This is a genomic window from Janthinobacterium sp. SUN033 (assembly GCF_030397595.1).
In the GTDB taxonomy this organism is placed as follows: Bacteria; Pseudomonadota; Gammaproteobacteria; order Burkholderiales; family Burkholderiaceae_D; genus Janthinobacterium; species Janthinobacterium kumbetense.
This window is the reverse complement of the sequence record NZ_JAPQNV010000004.1, coordinates 592,899-607,590: the sequence shown is the minus strand read 5'-3', so window position 1 is coordinate 607,590 and position 14,692 is coordinate 592,899. Positions and strand designations below refer to the sequence as shown.

Here is a 14,692-nt window from a genome sequence, read left to right as displayed (position 1 = left end):
GTGAGCATGTCCGACTATCTGCTTGAAATGAAAGGCATCGTCAAACAGTTTGGCGGTGTCCGCGCGCTTGACGGCATCGACCTGCAGGTGCGGGCCGGCGAATGCATCGGTCTGTGCGGCGAGAATGGCGCCGGCAAGTCGACCCTGATGAAAGTGCTGTCCGGTGTGTACCCGCACGGCACCTGGGATGGCGACATCCTGTGGGATGGCCAGCCCCTGCGCGCGCAATCGATCCGCGACACGGAAGACGCGGGCATCATCATCATCCACCAGGAGCTGATGCTGGTGCCGCAGCTGTCCGTGGCCGAGAATATCTTCATGGGCCGCGAGCTGACCCTGCCGGGTGGGCGCATGCATTATGCGGCCATGTACAAGCGCGCCGACGAGCTGCTGCGCGAACTGAAAATTCCCGAATTGAACGTGGCGCAGCCCGTGATGAATTACGGCGGCGGCCACCAGCAACTGGTGGAAATCGCCAAGGCGCTCAACAAGAATGCGCGCTTGCTGATTCTCGACGAGCCGTCATCGTCGCTGACGGCGTCGGAAATCGCCGTGCTGCTCGATATCCTGCGCGCGTTGAAGGCCAAGGGCGTCACCTGCATCTACATTTCGCACAAGCTCGATGAAGTGGCGGCCATCTGCGACACCATCGTCGTCATCCGCGACGGCAGGCATATCGCCACCACGCCGATGGCGCAGATGAACGTCGAACGCATCATCGCGCAGATGGTGGGCCGCGAAATGAGCCAGCTGTATCCGCAGCGCGCGCAGCCGCCGGCCATTGGCGAGGTGCTGTTCGAGGCGCGCCATGTGACTTGCATCGACGCCGACAACCCGCAGCGCAAGCGCGTCGACGATGTGTCATTTACCCTGCGCAAGGGCGAAATCCTCGGCATCGCCGGTCTGGTGGGGGCGGGGCGCACGGAACTCGTCTCGGCCCTGTTTGGCGCCTACCAGGGGCCGTGCCAGGCCGAAGTGTGGCTCGATGGCCGGAGAATCGATACCCGCTCGCCGCAAAAGGCCATCGCCATGGGCCTGGCCATGGTGCCGGAAGACCGCAAGCATCACGGCATCGTGCCCGACCTCGACGTGGGGCAGAACATCACCCTGGCCGTGCTGGAGCAATTCGCGCGCACCACGCGCATCGACGGCGAGGCGGAATTGACGGCCGTGCGCGGCGAGATCGCCCGGCTGGAGCTGAAGGCGGCCAGCCCGTCGCTGCCCATTACGAGCCTGTCGGGCGGCAACCAGCAAAAGGCCGTGCTGGCCAAGATGCTGCTGACGCGCCCGCGCGTCCTGATTCTCGACGAGCCCACGCGCGGCGTGGACGTGGGCGCCAAATATGAAATCTACAAATTGATGCTGGCGCTGGCCGACCGGGGAGTGGCCATCATCATGGTCTCGTCGGAACTGGCCGAAGTGCTGGGCGTGTCCGACCGCGTGCTGGTGATGGGCGAAGGCCGCCTGCGCGGCGACTTTATCAACGATGGCCTGAGCCAGGAAACCGTGCTGGCGGCGGCGCTGGACCAGCGCCCGGCACCCGCCGCCAACACCGCAAACAAGGAACCCGCAGCATGAAACCGCACAGTATCAAACAGCTGTTCACCCAATACAAGATGCTGGCCCTGCTGATCGCCGTGGCGCTGATCTGGGCCTTCTTTTCGTGGAAGACGGAGGGCAGTTTCCTCACGCCGCGCAACCTGTCGAACCTGCTGCGCCAGATGTCCGTCACCGGCATCCTCGCCTGCGGCATGGTGCTGGTGATTATCGCCGGCGAGATCGACCTGTCGATCGGCTCCCTGCTGGGGCTACTCGGCGGCATCGCCGCCGTGCTGGACGTGACGCAGCACTGGCCCCTGGCCTTGAACCTGGCTGCGGTACTCGGCTGCGGCCTGGTGATCGGCCTCCTCAACGGCTACCTGACGGCGTACCGGGGCATCCCGTCCTTCATCGTCGGCCTGGGCGGCATGCTGGCGTACCGCGGCATCCTGCTGGGCATCACAGGCGGCATCACGATCGCGCCCGTCTCCGAGCCGATGGTCTACCTGGGGCAGGGCTACCTGCCCGCGGTGCCCGGCATCGTGCTGGGCATCGGCCTGTTCCTGCTGGCCGCTTTCCTGACGTGGCGCGCGCGCGCCAGCCGCGCGCAGCATGGCTTGCCGCAGACGGCGCCCTGGGCCGACGGCTTGCGCCTGGCCGTCATCGGCGCCGTGCTGTACGCCTTCGTGCAAACCCTGAACGGTTATGAAGGCATCCCGCTGCCCGTGCTGTTGCTGCTGGCCTTGCTGGGGCTGTTCAGCTACATCACCAGCCAGACCGTATTCGGCCGCCGCATCTACGCTGTCGGCAGCAATATGGAAGCGACGCGCCTGTCCGGCATCAATGTAAAAGCCGTCAAGCTGTGGATCTTCGGCATCATGGGCCTGATGTGCGCGCTGGCGGGTCTGATCAACACGGGCCGCTTGGCGGCCGGTTCGCCATCGGCCGGCACCTTCAGCGAACTCGATGCCATCGCCGCCTGCTTCATCGGCGGCACTTCGATGCGCGGCGGTTCGGGCACCGTGTACGGCGCCCTGATCGGCGCGCTGGTGATGGCCAGCCTGGATAACGGCATGTCCATGCTGGACGTGGACACCTACTGGCAGATGATCGTAAAAGGCAGTATCCTCACCCTCGCCGTGTGGGTCGATGTCAGCACGCGTGCCGGACGCCGCTAGCCGTGAAACGATCTGGCACGGGAGGAGACACCATGAAGATGCCGACCGCGCACCGGATCGCGCTGCTGTTTAACGGGAATAAAATCTATGACCGCGACATCATCGCGGGCATCGCCGCCTACCTGAACACCACGCGCGTGTCGTGGGACCTGTTCCTGGAAGAGGATTTTCGCTGCCGCTTGCCGGGTATCGAACGCTGGCAGGGTGACGGCATCATCGCCGATTTCGACGATCCCGCCGTCTGCGCGGCGCTGGCGCACAGCCGCCTGCCCGTGGTGGCCGTGGGCGGCTCGTATGCGCGCGCGGAAGACTACCCGGCCGGCATCCCGTACGTGGCGACCGATAATTTCAAGATCGTCAAGCTGGCCTATGAACACCTGGTGGAAGCGGGATTGAGCCGCTTTGCCTGTTTCAGCCTGCCCGAGGCCGATGTCAACCGCTGGGCGCAGGAGCGCGAAACGGCGTTTTGCACCTTGATGGAGCGCGACCACATGCATGCCGACGTGTACCGGGGCGTCGCCACCAGCGCGCCGTCATGGGACGAAGCGGTGGAGCAGCAGATCGCCTGGCTCAACAGCCTGGAAAAACCCGTCGGCATCATCGCCGTCAGCGACGCACGCGCGCGCCAGCTGCTGCAAGCCTGCATGCACGCGGGCATCGCCGTGCCGGAGCAGGTCGCCCTGATCGGCATCGACAACGACCCGCTGGCGCGCATGCTCACGCGCATTCCCTTGAGTTCCGTGATCCAGGGCACGGAGGAAATGGGCCGCACGGCGGCGCATCTGCTGCACCAGATGCTCAACGGCGCGCGCCTGTCCGGCACGCGCATCCTGGTGCCGCCGGCCGGCCTGAACGTGCTCGCCTCCACGCGCCACCAGCCCTTCCAGCATCCGCAGGTGATGCAGGCGCGCCACTTCATCCGCCAGTACGCCTGCCAGGGTATCAAGACGGAGCAGGTGGCCGATTACGTGGGCGTGTCGCGCTCTTCGCTGGAAGCGCACTTCCGCCACGAGCTGGGGCGCAGCGTGCACGATGAAATCTTGCATTTCAAGCTCGATGCGGCCAAGACCCTGCTCGCGCGCGGGCCGGGGCAGGTGGCCGAGGTGGCCGTGCGTTGCGGCTTTACCACGGTGCAGTACATGCATGCCGTCTTTAAGCGCGAACTCGGTTGCACGCCGCGCGAATTCCAGCAGCGCAGCCGGCCGCCGCCAGCCCCCGGGCAGGCGCCATGATGCATCTGCTGCGCAACGCGCGCGGCATGCGCGTGGCCATCGATACGCACGATGCCAGCGTGCGGGCCTGGTGGGCGCCCGACCGCTATGGCCGGCTGGCCGATGTGCTGGGCGCGGCGCCCCCAGGGGCGCGGTCCTCCGCGGGCTGGCAGTGCGCATCGCCCGGCGACGGCCACTTGCAGTTGCAGCTGGCGCAAGACGGCCTGTCTGTGCGCCTGACCTACCGGTTTGACGACGATGGCAGCCTGCACCTCGACTGCGACGCCACATCCGATACCGTTTCCCGTTTTGCTCTGGCGGCGCCCCGCTTCAATCTGCAGGGCAACCGTGCTAGCGTGGGCGACCATGTACTGCGCCTGGCTGCCGACCATTACGGGTCCTGGCCTGGCGGTGGCACGGACGACGCGCCGCTCGACGTGGCGGGCAGCGCCTTCGACTTCCGCCAGCCGGCGCCGCTCGCTTCGCGCCTGGCCTGGCCCGCGCTGGTGCATTTGCCGGGATTCCGGCATGACTTTTACTGGACGGGCAGCGGCCAGCTGCGCGAGGCGGCGCGGGTTGCCGACCCCGCGTCGGGCCGGGTCTTGCGTTTTTCCAGCACCCAGGACAGCTGCCATCTGTATTCCGATGCGCGCTGTTTTTCCCTGCTGGCGCAGGGTGTGGACATGCAGCCGGGACAGGCGATGCGCTTCAAGCTCGCCTACCGTTTGGGCGTGCAGGATCTCGACGCGTTTGACATATCCGAACCGGTATCAATGATGTCAAATAAGTGATTGGTCAGATATGCGGGGCAGTTCTACCATGGGGTAGTTTTTCCCTCATTTATTTTTGTCCTGACCGACGCTGCGAGCCTGCCCATGAACATACTCACCATCGATGCCGGCACCACCAATACGCGTACCTTGCTGTGGCGCGCGGGCGCCGTCGTCGCCCAGGCGCAGCTGGAAACGGGCGTGCGCAATACCGCCATCGATGGTCATAACGGCGCGCTGAAACAGGCGCTGCGCGACACCATCGCCTGCGTGCTGGCCAGCGCGGGCATCGCGCCGTCCGAGGTGGACCTGGCGCTGGCGTCGGGCATGATCACTTCGCCCATGGGCGTGCGGGAAGTGCCGCATGTGCCGGCGCCCGCCGGCCTGGCCCAGCTGGCGCAAGGCATGCAGGCGGTGGACTTGCCCGACGTGCTGGCGCAGCCCCTGTGGCTGATCCCCGGCGTGCGCAATCAGCATGGCGCCGTCGGCCTGCATAACGTCGAAGCGATGGACATGATGCGCGGCGAAGAGACGGAAGTCGTCGCGCTGCTCGAGCGCCTGCAGTTGCGCGGCGCGGCGACCCTGATCATGCCCGGCTCGCATACCAAACTGATCAGCGTGGATGAGCAGCGCCGCATCCTCGGCTGCAGCACCACCATCGCGGGCGAACTGCTGCAGGCGATCACGCAGCACACCCTGATCAAACAATCGGTCGATGGCGGTTTTGCCCAGACCCTGGTGCCGAAAATGCTGCTGGCCGGCGCGGCCGCGGCGCAAAAAACGGGGCTGGCGCGCGCCTGTTTCAGCGTGCGCACCCTGGGCCAGTTCAGCGCCGTCGAGTGCAACGAGCGGGCCAATTTCCTGATGGGCGCCGTCCTCAGTGGCGACTTGCTGGCGCTGCGCAACAGCACCGCCATCCAGATGCGGCCCGATACCCCGCTCGTCATTACCGGCAAGCCCATGCTGCGCCAGGCGCTCGGGCTGCTGATCGAAGAACACGGATTTTTTTATGGCAAGCGCATCATCGTCGACGACCAGCAGCAAGCCAATCTGGCTGGTCACGGTGCGCTGCTGATCGCCGCCGCGCGCGGCTTGATTTCCCCGCAGGAGACAGTATGAGTGACAACAAGAACAAGCGTCCCTTGCGTTCGCAAGCGTGGTTTGGCGGCGACGACAAGGACAGTTTCATCCACCGCAGCTGGATGAAGAACCAGGGCTATCCCAGCGACGCCTTCGATGGCCGTCCCGTCATCGGCATCTGCAATACCTGGTCCGAACTGACCCCCTGTAATGGACATTTCCGCGACCTGGCCGAGATGGTCAAGCGCGGCGTGCTCGAAGCGGGCGGTTTTCCCGTCGAATTCCCCGTGATGTCGCTGGGCGAGACGAACCTGCGCCCGACGGCCATGTTGTTCCGTAACCTGGCCAGCATGGATGTCGAGGAATCGATCCGCGCCAATCCGATCGACGGCGTGGTGCTGCTGACGGGCTGCGACAAGACCACCCCGGCCCTGCTGATGGGCGCGGCCAGCGTGGACTTGCCCACCATCGTGCTGTCGGGCGGCCCCATGCTGAACGGGAATTACCGCGGCAAACCGATCGGTTCGGGCACGGACGTGTGGAAGTTTTCCGAAGACGTGCGCGCCGGGCGCATGACATCAAACGAATTCAAGCAGGCCGAATCGTGCATGTCACGCTCCGCCGGCCACTGCATGACCATGGGCACGGCTTCCACCATGGCCAGCATGGTCGAAGCGCTGGGCGTGACCCTGCCCGGCAACGCGGCCATTCCCGCCGTCGATGCGCGCCGCAAGCTGCAGGCGCAGCTGACGGGCCGGCGCATCGTCGACATGGTGCGCGAAGACCTGAAACTGTCGCAGATCCTCACGCGCGAAGCGTTTGAAAACGCCATCATGGTCAACGGCGCCATCGGCGGCTCGACGAATGCGGTGATCCACCTGCTGGCCATCGCGGGGCGCATCGGCGTGGACATGCGCCTGGCCGACTGGGACCGCCTGGGCCGTGACATACCGTGCCTGCTGAACCTGATGCCGTCGGGCCAGTACCTGATGGAAGATTTTTACTATGCGGGCGGCCTGCCCGTGATCATCCGCGACTTGCTGGGAAAATTGCATGGCGAGGCGCTCACCGTCACGGGCGCCAGCATGGCCGTCAACGTGGCCGAAGCGGAAAATTTCAATCCCGAGGTGATCACACCGCTGGCGCAGCCATTCAAGGACGAGGGCGGCATCGCCGTCCTGCATGGCAACCTGGCCCCGCGCGGCGCCGTCATCAAGCCTTCCGCCGCTTCGCCGGAACTGATGCAGCACCGTGGCCGCGCCGTCGTCTTCAACAGCATCGAGCACTATAAAAAGCGCGTTGACGATCCCGCCCTCGATATCGATGCCAGCTGCGTGATGGTGCTGCAAAATTGCGGCCCGCAGGGCTATCCGGGCATGGCCGAAGTGGGCAATATGGGATTGCCGAAAAAACTGCTGGAACAGGGCGTGCGCGACATGGTGCGCATCTCGGACGCGCGCATGAGCGGCACGGCCTACGGTACGGTGGTGTTGCACGTGGTGCCGGAAGCGGCCGTGGGCGGGCCGCTGGCCCTGGTGCGCGATGGCGATATGATTGAACTCGACGTGGCGGGACGGCGTTTGCACCTGGACGTCGACGAGGCCGAGCTGGCGCGCCGCCGCTCCGAGTGGACAGCGCCGCAGCCTGCTATGAAGGGCGGCTACCAGTCGATGTACATCAAGCACGTGACGCAGGCCGACGAAGGCGCGGACCTCGACTTCCTCGTCGGTTGCCGGGGCTCCGCGGTTCCGCGCGAATCACATTGATAGCGCACGATCAAACCTGCTGCGCGTCGTCATTTGCGGCCTCGATGCTCACTGTGCTCAAGCACAGTTGCGCGTCTCGGGCACAACTGACTTCCGCTCGCGACGGTTTTATCATGCGTTATACATTAGTTAAAGGAAAAATGATGGGGACACAGGCCCAATTACTGGTCGATGCGCAGAATTTTCTCGGCGAGGGCGTGCGCTGGTGCGAACGCAGCGGCCGCGTTTTCTGGACGAATATCGAAGGCTGCCAGCTGCATGCGCTGGTGCTGGCCACAGGCGAGCGCCAGACGTGGGCCATGCCGGAGCGCCTGGCGTGCTTCGCGCTGACGGACAGCGACGATGTGCTGCTGCTGGGACTGGCTTCGCGCCTGGCCTGGTTTGACGCGCGCAGCGGGGCCGTCACGCCCTTGCACACGGTGGAGGGGGACTTGCCCATGACGCGCCTGAACGATGGCCGCTGCGACCGCCAGGGACGCTTTGTCTTCGGCACGCTCGATGAGCGCCCGTGCCGCGATGCCGTCGCCAGCTTCTACCGCCTCAACCTGGACCTGACCCTGGAGCGCCTGCCGCTGCCGCAGATCGCCATCTCGAACAGCATCTGCTTCAGCGTCGATGGCACGGCCATGTACTTCTGCGACTCGATGAAGAAGGCGATCTACCGCTGGGACGATTATCTGGGGGGCGATGCCAGCCGGGTGCGCGTGTTTGCCGTGCTCGATCCGGGCCCCGGCGCCGCCGATGGCGCCACCGTCGATGCGGATGACTACCTGTGGAGCGCGCAATGGGGCGCCGGCAGGGTCTTGCGCTTCGCGCCGGACGGCAGCGTCGAGCGCAAGATCAGCCTGCCCGTCTCGCAGCCCAGCTGCGTGAGCCTGGGCGGCCCGCGCTACGACGAATTGTTCGTCACCACGGCGCAGGAGAGCTTGAGCGCGGCCCAGCTGGCGAGCGAACCGCTGGCCGGGGGATTGTTTCATGCGCGCCAGGTGGGCGTGCGCGGTTTGCCGGAAGTGCGCTTTGGCGCCCTGCCGGCCTGACAGGATAGAGCATATGCAAAAACATACGGTTTTCGAGGGCATTATCGAGCGGGGTATGGTCGGCATCGTGCGCGCCCCTTCGGCGCAGGCGGCCGTGCAGATCGCCGAGGCGTGCATTGCCGGCGGCATCACGGCGCTGGAAGTGGCGTTCACCACGCCCGATACCCTGGGCGTGCTGCGCACCCTGCGCGAACGCCATGGCCATGACGTGCTGCTGGGCGCGGGCACGGTGCTCGATACGGAGACGGCGCGCGCCGCCATCCTGGCCGGCGCCCAGTTCATCATCTCGCCCGGCGTGAACGTGGAGACCATCACGCTGTGCCAGCGCTACCAGGTGCTGTCCATGCCGGGGGCGATGACGCCGACGGAGATCGTCACGGCCCTGCAGGCCGGCGCCGACATCGTCAAGGTTTTCCCCGCCGAGATGTTCGGCCCCGCCTACATCAAGGCGCTGCGCGCGCCCCTGCCGCAGGCGCCATTGATGCCCACGGGCGGCGTGACGGTGGAGAACCTCGACGAATGGTTTGCCAGCGGCGCCGTGGCCGTGGGCATCGGCAGCAGCCTGAGTGGCCCGGGCGCCACGGGGGATTACGCGGCCGTGACGGCGCGCGCGCAGGCTTTCGTGGCGAAGATGGAGGCCATACGCAAAACTAGCTCTTCAGGCTAGCTCCCACGGTGGAGTAATTCTGCTACGCTAAGGGGGCAATGTCGCACGCCTCATAGACCAGAATATGTCCAACATCGCCCGCATCCTGCAAGAGAGCCGCATCATCGCCATCGTCGGCATGTCCGACAAGCCTGAACGCGCCAGCCATGAAGTGGCAGATTACCTGCTGCGGCATGGCTATCGCGTGTTGCCCGTCAATCCGGCCCTCGCCGGACGCGATGTGCTGGGGCAGCGCGCTTACGCCACCCTGACGCAGGCCGCGGCGGCTGTCGCGCCGGCGCGCATCGACATCGTCGACTGCTTCCGCAAGTCAGAAGATATTCTGCCCATCGCCGAGGAAGCCATCGCCGTCAAGGCTGGCTGCCTGTGGCTGCAGCTCGACGTAGTCAACGAGCAGGCGGCGCAGCTGGCGCGGGCGGCGGGCCTGGCGGTGGTGATGGACCATTGCACAAAAATCGAGCACCGCAAGCTGGCGGTGGCGGCATGAAGGCGCGCACGCAGTTCCGGGCCGGGAAGGATTTCGACCTGAATGAGGATTTCGCCGGCAAGCGCCTGCTGGGCGCCGCCACCAAGGCGGCGAACAAGAAGCTGACGGCGGCCCAGTGCAAGGCCATCGACCGCGAGGAAACCGTGGCCCTGACGGCGCAGATCGCCGAGTGCCAGAGCATGCTGTACGCGCAGCACAAAAAGAAGGTGCTGCTGGTCTTGCAGGGCATGGACACGTCGGGCAAGGATGGCACGGTCAAGGCCATCTTCAGCAATATCAACCCGATGGGCATTCGCGCCGTGGCGTTCAAGGGACCCACCGACATCGAACTGGCGCACGATTACCTGTGGCGCGTGCACCAGCATGTGCCCGTGAAAGGCGAAATCGCCATCTTCAACCGCAGCCATTACGAGGATGTGCTGATCACGCGCGTGCAGGACATGATCGACAAGGCCGAATGCCAGCGCCGCTATGCGCAGATCCGCGATTTCGAGCGCATGCTGAGTGAAACGGGCACCGTCATCCTGAAGGTCTTCCTGCATATCTCGAAGGACGAGCAACGGGGACGGCTGCAGGAGCGGCTCGATGATCCCGACCGCCAGTGGAAGTTCGATCCCAACGATATCGCCCAGCGCAAGAAGTGGGATGGCTACCAGCGCGCCTATGAAACGGCGATCCGCGAGACGGATGCCGACCACGCGCCGTGGTACGTGGTGCCATCGAACTCCAAGACGCAGCGCAACCTGGTGGTCGCGTCCCTGCTGCTGGAAACCCTGCAGGGCATGAAGCTGGAATACCCGGCGCCGGACCCGAAACTGTCGTCTTTCAAGGTCGAGTAGAGCTCGGGGCAGTTCAGCGCCGCGCCTGCGAAATCTGCCGCGCTGTGGCATAGTATCCCTCGTCGATAATTCAAACCAGACCGGAGATGCATATGCTGCAGTTGAAAGATCCTACCTTGTTGCGTCACCAGGCTTACGTGAATGGAGCCTGGGTCGATGCCGATGGTGGCCAGACGATTAATGTGAGCAATCCCGCCACGGGCGAGCATATCGGCACGGTGCCCCTGATGGGCGCCGCCGAGACGCGCTGCGCCATCGAGGCGGCCAATGCCGCCTGGCCTGCCTGGCGCAAGAAGACGGCCAAGGAGCGCGCGGCCGTGCTGCGCCGCTGGCATGACCTGATCCTGGAAAACGCCGACGACCTGGCGCTGATCATGACCACCGAGCAGGGCAAGCCCTTGCCGGAAGCGAAGGGCGAAGTGCAGTTCGGCGCCTCGTTCATCGAGTGGTTTGCGGAAGAAGGCAAGCGCGTTGCGGGCGATACCCTGCAATCGCCATGGCCGGACCGCCGCCTGGTCATCACCAAGGAGCCGATCGGCGTATGCGCCGCCATCACGCCGTGGAACTTCCCCGCCGCCATGATCACCCGCAAAGTCGGCCCGGCCCTGGCCGCCGGCTGCCCGATGGTTCTGAAACCGGCCGAAGCCACGCCGTTTTCCGCGCTGGCGCTGGCCGTGCTGGCCGAGCGCGCAGGCGTGCCTGCGGGCGTGTTCAGCATCGTCACGGGCGCGCCGAAAGACATCGGCGGCGAAATGACGTCGAACCCCATCGTGCGCAAGCTGACGTTCACTGGCTCGACCCAGGTGGGCCGCCTGCTGGCGGAGCAGTGCGCGCCGACAATCAAGAAGCTGTCGCTGGAACTGGGCGGCAATGCGCCGTTCATCGTCTTCGACGACGCCGACCTGGATGCGGCCGTGGAAGGCGCCATCGCCTCGAAATACCGCAACGCCGGCCAGACCTGCGTGTGCGCCAACCGTCTGTATGTGCAGGACAGCGTGTATGACGCGTTTGCCGACAAACTGGTGGCCGCCGTGGCCAAGCTGAAAGTGGGCAATGGCATCGAGGCGGGCGTCACGCAAGGCCCGCTGATCGACGCCAAGGCCGTCGCCAAGGTGGAAGAACACGTGGCCGACGCGCTGGGCAAGGGCGGCCGCCTGCTCGCTGGCGGCAAACGCCACGCGCTGGGCAACGGCTTCTTCGAGCCGACCATCATCGCCGACGTGACGAACGACATGCGCGTGGCCACGGAGGAAACCTTCGGCCCGCTGGCGCCCCTGTTCCGCTTCAAGACGGACGATGAAGTGATTGCCCTGGCCAACAACACGGAATTCGGCCTGGCCGCCTATTTCTATTCGCGCGACATCGGCCGCATCTGGCGCGTGGCCGAAGGCCTGGAAACGGGCATGGTCGGCGTCAACACGGGCCTGATCTCGAACGAGATCGCGCCCTTCGGCGGCGTCAAGCAATCGGGCCTGGGCCGTGAAGGGTCGACCTACGGTATCGAAGACTATCTGGTCATCAAGTACATCTGCATGGGCGGTATCTAGGATGCTTGATTAAATCTGCTGCTGGCGGCGCGCTTTCCGGCCTGCGATGCGCGCTGCCTCGGCGGCCCCGTACTCAGTACAGCTGCGCTTCTTAGCCAGATGGGGGCGCCGAGCCTCGTTGCCGCTCGCTACGATTTTTTTAAGCATCCGTGACGTCCGTTATCGACGGCTGTTGCGAGCCGATCCTAACCTGTCCAGCATGCCCTTGACCGCTTCCATCTGCGTGCCGCTCTTGCGGTAGAAATCCGGGTCGATCGGATTGAGGCTGGTGTAGCCCCAGAAATCCCAGCAGCCTTTCGGGTTGTACGGGTAGACAGGGCTCGGTTCGGCCTGCGGATACAGCACGATGATCTTGTTGGCGTCCGCCACCTGGTTGTAGCCGGTGCTGGTATAGAAACGGTCGCCGATCGCTTGCGTCGTTTGCAGGCAGCCGTGGAACACCACGTGCACGCGGCAGCTCTCGCTGTCGCAGGCTTTCGGGATGTAGGCGTAGCCCGTATTGTTCATGCTGGAGTAGGCGCTCTGGATGAAGCTGCGCTGGTTGAAGGCGATCAGCTTGCCCGTCAGGGTGGTCGTCGAAGGCTGCAGGTCCGGGTACAGGTGCTGCAGGATGTCGCGCGCCTGCACGAAGTCGCAGTCGTTGATGAAGGGCGACGCCGTGACGTCGCAGGCCTTGTCCTGGTTGTTGTCCGTGATGATGGCATGGCCTGCACCGACATTGTCGACGAAGCGGATCTGCTCCGCCGGCGTGCCCGCCAGCGCATAGAATTTTCCCACCTGTTCCACCACCGGCCGCGTCACGGTCTGGTCTTTCGTTCCGCTGAACAGATACACGCGCTGGCGTTTCAGGTTGGCCGTGTCGTCGATGAGGCGGGCGCGCGCGAAGTCGTTCGCCGCGCGCAGCAATTCGCTGGCGACAGGCGGCGCCACCTGCGCGCTGCCCGGATTCATGCAGGTGGTCAGGGCATTCGTCAGGTAGGGGATGTAGGGGAAGCGGCCCGGCTGGCCCGAGCAGAAATACGGGCCGCCCGCGATGATGCCGGCGCCGGCCACCGTGGCCGAGTAGGCGACGGCAAACTGCGCCGCCATGAAGCCGCCCGAGGACAGGCCGGACACGGTGGTCTGGCTCAGGTCAGCCTGGTAGCCGGGCAGGGCGGGGGCGTCCCTGGTCGCGGCGGGTTTGGCCGCTTTGGCGGCCGTGGCGGCGAGCGCGCCGCCTGGCGCCAGGGTGAGCAGGCTGGCAGCCAGCAGGGCGGTGGGTAATGCGGTCAGGTGCGGGAAGGGCATGGCGACTCCACAAGGCAAGAAATGGGATAGGAAGGCCGAGCATAGGTAAAAAAACTGTGCGATGGGCAAGTACTGCACTATCGTTGATGTCGCTCAAGCAATTGCTGTTCTTGTGGCCCTCATGCGCGCGCGCGGCGTTTGACATAGAATGGTTTTTTCCGTTCAACCATGGTGCCCTTCATGTCCAAGACCCTTGCCCAGCTGTTTGCGCTCACCACCCTTGCCGCCGGCGCCAGCCTGGCCATGCCGGCCCATGCCGCCGAAACCGCTACAGCTGCCGTCGCGCCGGCCGCCTGCCCCGCGATTCTCAAGCAGACCTTCAACCGCCTGCAGGATGAAGCGCCGCAAAACCTGTGCCAGTACGCGGGCAAGGTGGTGCTGGTGGTCAATACGGCCAGTTATTGTGGTTTTACTAATCAATATGAAGGGCTCGAGGCGCTGTACGCCAAGTACGGCAGCAAGGGCCTGGTGGTGCTGGGCTTCCCGTCGAACGACTTCGGCAAGCAGGAACCCGGCAACAGCAAGGAAATCGCCGATTTCTGCTACAACACCTATGGCGTGAAGTTCCCCATGTTTGCCAAATCGGTGGTCTCCGGTCCCGCGCCGAACCCGCTGTACGTGGACCTGATCAAGCAGACGGGCAAGACGCCGGCGTGGAATTTCCATAAATACCTGATCGACCGCCACGGCAAAGTGGTGGAAAGCTTCCCCAGCAAGGTGACGCCGGACGACAAGAAACTCGTTGGTGCGGTGGAAAAAGCGCTGGCGATGTAAGTTGCCGACACCCAAGCAGGCTGGAACGCCTGCTTTTTTTTAATGCCGCGCTTGTCGTCTTGCCATCATTGTCCTAAGCTGGTTGTTCGCGTTTGTCACAACAAAGGAGAACATCATGGCGTATGTCGATGGATTTGTGGTGCCCGTACCGAAAGCCAAGCTCGATGCCTACCTGGCCATGTCGCGCACCTGCGGCGCCATCTGGCGCGAATATGGCGCGCTGGAATTTCGCGAATGCGTGGGCGACGATGTCAAGCCGGGCAAGCTGACGTCGTTCCCGCAGGCGGTGGACTTGCAGGATGGCGAAGTGGTGGTGTTTTCCTGGATCGTCTACGAGTCGCGCGCCAGGCGCGATGAAATCAACGACAAGGTCATGAAAGATCCGCGCCTGGCCGAGATGATGGATCCGGCCAAGCTGCCGTTCGATGGCAAGCGGATGATCTACGGCGGTTATGAAATGCAGGTGGACCTCTAGCGGCTGAAACAGTCCATGGCGGCGTTGCAATGCCT

14 protein-coding genes are annotated in these 14,692 nt (G+C 64.7%); 13 read left to right on the top strand and 1 reads right to left on the bottom strand.

The genetic code is table 11. From position 1 onward, the window contains the following. Positions 1-6 precede the first annotated feature (6 nt). The 11 genes from xylG to gabD all read left to right on the top strand — a co-directional run bounded on the left by xylG (position 7) and on the right by gabD (position 12,121). Positions 7-1,578, top strand: coding sequence for a D-xylose ABC transporter ATP-binding protein (gene xylG / locus OX460_RS19880; protein WP_289899667.1), 1,572 nt, complete (start codon positions 7-9; stop codon positions 1,576-1,578). Next, the gene (locus tag OX460_RS19875) at positions 1,575-2,717 is read left to right on the top strand and encodes a sugar ABC transporter permease (protein ID WP_034783811.1); all 1,143 of its coding nucleotides are present in this window, start codon (positions 1,575-1,577) and stop codon (positions 2,715-2,717) included. Before xylG ends, OX460_RS19875 begins: the two co-directional genes overlap by 4 nt. A gap of 32 nt (positions 2,718-2,749) precedes the next feature. Continuing rightward, on the top strand, positions 2,750-3,949 hold the full coding sequence (locus OX460_RS19870; RefSeq protein WP_099665929.1) for a DNA-binding transcriptional regulator: 1,200 nt from the start codon (positions 2,750-2,752) through the stop codon (positions 3,947-3,949). Continuing rightward, a complete protein-coding gene (locus tag OX460_RS19865) occupies positions 3,946-4,719 on the top strand; it encodes a hypothetical protein (protein ID WP_289899666.1) in 774 nt (257 codons plus the stop codon). Before OX460_RS19870 ends, OX460_RS19865 begins: the two co-directional genes overlap by 4 nt. A gap of 84 nt (positions 4,720-4,803) precedes the next feature. Continuing rightward, positions 4,804-5,817: a 2-dehydro-3-deoxygalactonokinase gene (locus tag OX460_RS19860; RefSeq protein ID WP_289899665.1), complete on the top strand. Its 1,014-nt coding sequence runs from the start codon at positions 4,804-4,806 to the stop codon at positions 5,815-5,817. Continuing rightward, positions 5,814-7,544 carry an L-arabinonate dehydratase gene (araD, locus tag OX460_RS19855; RefSeq protein WP_289899664.1) on the top strand — a complete coding sequence of 577 codons (1,731 nt, stop codon included), beginning with the start codon at positions 5,814-5,816 and terminating at the stop codon, positions 7,542-7,544. The genes OX460_RS19860 and araD overlap by 4 nt, the downstream gene beginning before the upstream one ends. 143 nt (positions 7,545-7,687) lie before the next feature. Then, a complete protein-coding gene (locus tag OX460_RS19850) occupies positions 7,688-8,581 on the top strand; it encodes an SMP-30/gluconolactonase/LRE family protein (RefSeq protein ID WP_289899663.1) in 894 nt (297 codons plus the stop codon). A gap of 13 nt (positions 8,582-8,594) precedes the next feature. Further along, complete coding sequence (locus tag OX460_RS19845) at positions 8,595-9,248, top strand: bifunctional 2-keto-4-hydroxyglutarate aldolase/2-keto-3-deoxy-6-phosphogluconate aldolase (protein ID WP_289899662.1); 654 nt, start codon at positions 8,595-8,597, stop codon at positions 9,246-9,248. Between the two features lie 64 nt (positions 9,249-9,312). Next, on the top strand, positions 9,313-9,735 hold the full coding sequence (locus tag OX460_RS19840; protein ID WP_289899661.1) for a CoA-binding protein: 423 nt from the start codon (positions 9,313-9,315) through the stop codon (positions 9,733-9,735). After that, complete coding sequence (locus OX460_RS19835; RefSeq protein ID WP_289899660.1) at positions 9,732-10,574, top strand: PPK2 family polyphosphate kinase; 843 nt, start codon at positions 9,732-9,734, stop codon at positions 10,572-10,574. Before OX460_RS19840 ends, OX460_RS19835 begins: the two co-directional genes overlap by 4 nt. Positions 10,575-10,666: 92 nt before the next feature. Next, a complete protein-coding gene (gene gabD, locus OX460_RS19830; protein ID WP_251349554.1) occupies positions 10,667-12,121 on the top strand; it encodes an NADP-dependent succinate-semialdehyde dehydrogenase in 1,455 nt (484 codons plus the stop codon). Positions 12,122-12,280: 159 nt separating this feature from the next. Here the strand turns inward: gabD and OX460_RS19825 are convergent, their stop codons facing one another. Further along, positions 12,281-13,408 carry a poly(3-hydroxybutyrate) depolymerase gene (locus tag OX460_RS19825; protein WP_289899659.1) on the bottom strand — a complete coding sequence of 376 codons (1,128 nt, stop codon included), beginning with the start codon at positions 13,406-13,408 and terminating at the stop codon, positions 12,281-12,283. A 180-nt stretch (positions 13,409-13,588) separates the two neighbouring features. On the opposite strand from OX460_RS19825, the gene OX460_RS19820 reads away from it, so the two are divergent. After that, a complete protein-coding gene (locus OX460_RS19820) occupies positions 13,589-14,182 on the top strand; it encodes a glutathione peroxidase (protein WP_289899658.1) in 594 nt (197 codons plus the stop codon). Positions 14,183-14,297: 115 nt separating this feature from the next. Continuing rightward, positions 14,298-14,657, top strand: coding sequence for a DUF1428 domain-containing protein (locus tag OX460_RS19815; RefSeq protein ID WP_289899657.1), 360 nt, complete (start codon positions 14,298-14,300; stop codon positions 14,655-14,657). Positions 14,658-14,692 lie beyond the last annotated feature (35 nt).

What these genes read in the sequence shown, in the direction of transcription:
- OX460_RS19850 (WP_289899663.1), top strand. Translation starts at nt 7,688, where the DNA reads ATGGGGACACAGGCCCAATTACTGGTCGATGCGCAGAATTTTCTCGGC.
- gabD (WP_251349554.1), top strand. Translation starts at nt 10,667, where the DNA reads ATGCTGCAGTTGAAAGATCCTACCTTGTTGCGTCACCAGGCTTACGTG.
- OX460_RS19860 (WP_289899665.1), top strand. Translation starts at nt 4,804, where the DNA reads ATGAACATACTCACCATCGATGCCGGCACCACCAATACGCGTACCTTG.
- OX460_RS19875 (WP_034783811.1), top strand. Translation starts at nt 1,575, where the DNA reads ATGAAACCGCACAGTATCAAACAGCTGTTCACCCAATACAAGATGCTG.
- araD (WP_289899664.1), top strand. Translation starts at nt 5,814, where the DNA reads ATGAGTGACAACAAGAACAAGCGTCCCTTGCGTTCGCAAGCGTGGTTT.
- OX460_RS19825 (WP_289899659.1), bottom strand. Translation starts at nt 13,408, where the DNA reads ATGCCCTTCCCGCACCTGACCGCATTACCCACCGCCCTGCTGGCTGCC.
- OX460_RS19815 (WP_289899657.1), top strand. Translation starts at nt 14,298, where the DNA reads ATGGCGTATGTCGATGGATTTGTGGTGCCCGTACCGAAAGCCAAGCTC.
- OX460_RS19870 (WP_099665929.1), top strand. Translation starts at nt 2,750, where the DNA reads ATGAAGATGCCGACCGCGCACCGGATCGCGCTGCTGTTTAACGGGAAT.
- OX460_RS19865 (WP_289899666.1), top strand. Translation starts at nt 3,946, where the DNA reads ATGATGCATCTGCTGCGCAACGCGCGCGGCATGCGCGTGGCCATCGAT.
- OX460_RS19845 (WP_289899662.1), top strand. Translation starts at nt 8,595, where the DNA reads ATGCAAAAACATACGGTTTTCGAGGGCATTATCGAGCGGGGTATGGTC.
- xylG (WP_289899667.1), top strand. Translation starts at nt 7, where the DNA reads ATGTCCGACTATCTGCTTGAAATGAAAGGCATCGTCAAACAGTTTGGC.
- OX460_RS19820 (WP_289899658.1), top strand. Translation starts at nt 13,589, where the DNA reads ATGTCCAAGACCCTTGCCCAGCTGTTTGCGCTCACCACCCTTGCCGCC.
- OX460_RS19835 (WP_289899660.1), top strand. Translation starts at nt 9,732, where the DNA reads ATGAAGGCGCGCACGCAGTTCCGGGCCGGGAAGGATTTCGACCTGAAT.
- OX460_RS19840 (WP_289899661.1), top strand. Translation starts at nt 9,313, where the DNA reads ATGTCCAACATCGCCCGCATCCTGCAAGAGAGCCGCATCATCGCCATC.